3 protein-coding genes are annotated in these 2,777 nt (G+C 32.9%); 1 reads left to right on the forward strand and 2 read right to left on the reverse strand.

What is annotated here, in order from left to right:
* Nucleotides 1-193: 193 nt before the first annotated feature.
* Both ABWO04_RS10970 and fbp read right to left on the reverse strand, forming a co-directional pair.
* Entirely contained in the window at nt 194-784 is a 591-nt protein-coding gene (locus ABWO04_RS10970; RefSeq protein WP_353079736.1) for a HupE/UreJ family protein, read from the reverse strand.
* Nucleotides 785-860: 76 nt separating this feature from the next.
* Nucleotides 861-1,868 carry a class 1 fructose-bisphosphatase gene (gene fbp / locus ABWO04_RS10975; RefSeq protein WP_291241789.1) on the reverse strand — a complete coding sequence of 336 codons (1,008 nt, stop codon included), beginning with the start codon at nt 1,866-1,868 and terminating at the stop codon, nt 861-863.
* A gap of 262 nt (nt 1,869-2,130) precedes the next feature.
* Here fbp and ABWO04_RS10980 point away from each other — a divergent pair, with 262 nt between their 5' ends.
* Nucleotides 2,131-2,622, forward strand: a complete 492-nt coding sequence (locus ABWO04_RS10980; protein WP_353079737.1) for a GNAT family N-acetyltransferase — start codon at nt 2,131-2,133, stop codon at nt 2,620-2,622.
* Nucleotides 2,623-2,777: the final 155 nt, after the last annotated feature.

The following is a 2,777-nucleotide window of genomic DNA, read 5'->3' on the forward strand; positions in this document are numbered from 1 at the left end:
ATGCGCAAATAGGCTAAATCGTATTTTAATTTTTTCTTTTCTTTCATTGTTAAATTTACCGCAAAGAAACGCAAAGTTTCCCGCTAAGGTTCGCAAAGATTTTATTTTTAATACTTTTTGAACATATTATATGGAATTAATACTGATTTTGTGTCACTCTGCTGATTCTTTGTGTAGCTCTGTGAAATAACTTTTACTTAAAAATTTCGCTTTGTAATATCATTGGCAAAACTACACCAATTATACATCCTGACAATACCAAAGCCCAATCTCTTTTTGAAAAACGAAAAAAAGTTTGAAGAATATACGCAAGAAGCAATACGGCAAGAACCACAATTAGTTGAGCAGCCTCAATTCCTAAAGCAAATTCTAATAAAGGAACTAACTTAGTCATTCCAGAACCTACCATTATGGTATTAAAATAATTTGAAAATCCAAGGCCGTGAATTAATCCGAAGCACACTGTTACTATTGCTACAAAAGAAACCGTTTCTTTTTTTGCCGATTTGCCAGCGGTAAACAAATGATACAAAGCAGTGATTAAAATAGTGATTGGAATTAGGAATTCTACAACAGTTACCGAAATAGAAACGACCCCAAAAACAGATAAAATTAAGGCTAAAGTATGTCCTAAAGTAAACAAACTTACCAATAAAAATACGCGTTTCCAATCTTTAAAGGTGTACGGAATTAGTAACGCAATTAGAAAAACGATATGATCATAAGCTGCGATATCTAACACGTGCTTTAGTCCCATATTGAAATATATTAAAAATTCTTGCATACCATTTCTTTTAAAATGTTTTTCAAACTTACAGAATTTTTAGGAAATAAAAAAGCGACATTTATGCCGCTTTATTTTATTTAGCTTGTTCCATAAATTCCTCTGCTTTTTCTACCATACTTTTTACGCCGCAGAAAAACGGCACGCGTTGGTGTAATTCGGTTGGGATAATTTCCATAGTTCTACCAAATCCGTCAGAAGACTTTCCTCCTGCTTGTTCGGCAATAAATGCCATTGGATTGCATTCGTATAACAAACGTAATTTCCCTTTTGGCGCTTTAGAACTGGTTGGATAAATATAAATGCCGCCTTTTATCATATTTCTATGAAAATCAGATACTAAACTTCCTATGTATCTTGAGGTATATGGTCGGTCGTTTTCTTCTAATTGGCAATATTTTAGGTAATTTTTCACCCCCTGAGGAAAATGCACATAATTTCCTTCATTTATAGAATAAATACTTCCATTTTCTGGAAATTTCATATTTGGATGCGACAAATAAAACGTTCCGATAGCTGGGTTTAAGGTAAATCCATTAACGCCACAACCTGTTGTGTATACCAACATAGTTGACGTACCATAAATAACATACCCTGCCGCTACTTGATTGATTCCTGGTTGTAAAAAATCTTCTAAAGTTACTGGCGTGCCAACTGGTGTAATTCTTCTGTAAACTGAAAAAATTGTTCCAACAGATACGTTAACATCAATATTTGAAGAGCCGTCAAGCGGATCCATTAATACCACATACTTGTTATTATGACTTTTATCTGAACCTGCTACGGTTATAAAATCGTCGTTTTCTTCAGACGCAATTCCGCAAACAATTTCTCGGTTTATTAATGTTTGAATAAAAACTTCATTGGCATAAACATCCAGTTTTTGTTGGTCTTCACCTTGAATGTTTTGATCTCCAGCGGCACCTACAATATCCACTAAACCTGCTTTGTTTACTTTGTAGTTAACTACTTTTGCAGCTAAACGGATGGAGTTGATAATTCGGGATAATTCGCCAGACGAATATTGAAATGCATTTTGATTTTCGATGATGTATTCACCTAAGGTTTTGTTGCTTTGTTCCATTACGAAATCGATTGAGTAGAATTGTTGTGCAAATATCGTTATTTTTGTGATAATGCGAAATTAATTTAGAAAGTTGTTTGTGTATATGTATTTTTGCAAAAGAATGTATTGAAAAAACGAATGTAAAATAGCCCTGATTACTGCGTCAGTTCGCTTTGCTCGGGTGTAACGGCATCCTTTTTATTTTATGTTGACTGAGGCTCTCGAAGGCAACATAAAATAAAAAGATATAGTGGAAAGCAGGAAATAGCTTCAAGAAAAAATGATTATAAGAAAAGGAATACCAGAAGATATGCCAGAAGTTTTGGCTTTAATTAAAGAATTAGCTATTTTTGAAAAAGAACCTAATGCGGTGGTTGTAACTGTAGAAGATTTAGTGCGAGATGGCTTTTCTGAAAATCCTTTATTTTATACTTTTGTAGCAGAAGAGCAAAATGAAATTATTGGCGTAGCTTTGTATTATTATCGATTTTCAACTTGGAAGGGAAAAACCATTCATTTAGAAGATTTAATAGTTAGAGAAAAAAACAGAGGAACTGGCGCTGGATTTGCATTATACACCGAAATTATAAAACAAGGCAAAAAAGATAACGTAAGACGAATAGAATGGAACGTGTTAGATTGGAACACACCTGCAATTGAATTTTACAAAAAAAGCGGGGCAACTGTTTTAAATGATTGGCGCGTGGTTCATATGGATGAAATAGGAATAGACACATTTATAAATAATATAGAAAAAACAACTAATTATTAATTATTATAAATTTTGAATTTTGTAATTTTAATAAGGTAATTTATACGCTATGAAAATATTTAAATTTGGGGGCGCTTCTGTAAAAGATGCTGCAGGAATAAAAAACGTATTAAATGTATTACAAACCGTTGGGTACGAAGATGTAATGTTAGTGA

Source organism: Flavobacterium sp. (assembly GCF_040382755.1).
In the GTDB taxonomy this organism is placed as follows: Bacteria; Bacteroidota; Bacteroidia; order Flavobacteriales; family Flavobacteriaceae; genus Flavobacterium.

Coding starts and splice junctions, on each gene's coding strand:
- ABWO04_RS10970 (WP_353079736.1), bottom strand. CDS start 784: ATGCAAGAATTTTTAATATATTTCAATATGGGACTAAAGCACGTGTTA.
- fbp (WP_291241789.1), bottom strand. CDS start 1,868: ATGGAACAAAGCAACAAAACCTTAGGTGAATACATCATCGAAAATCAA.
- ABWO04_RS10980 (WP_353079737.1), top strand. CDS start 2,131: ATGATTATAAGAAAAGGAATACCAGAAGATATGCCAGAAGTTTTGGCT.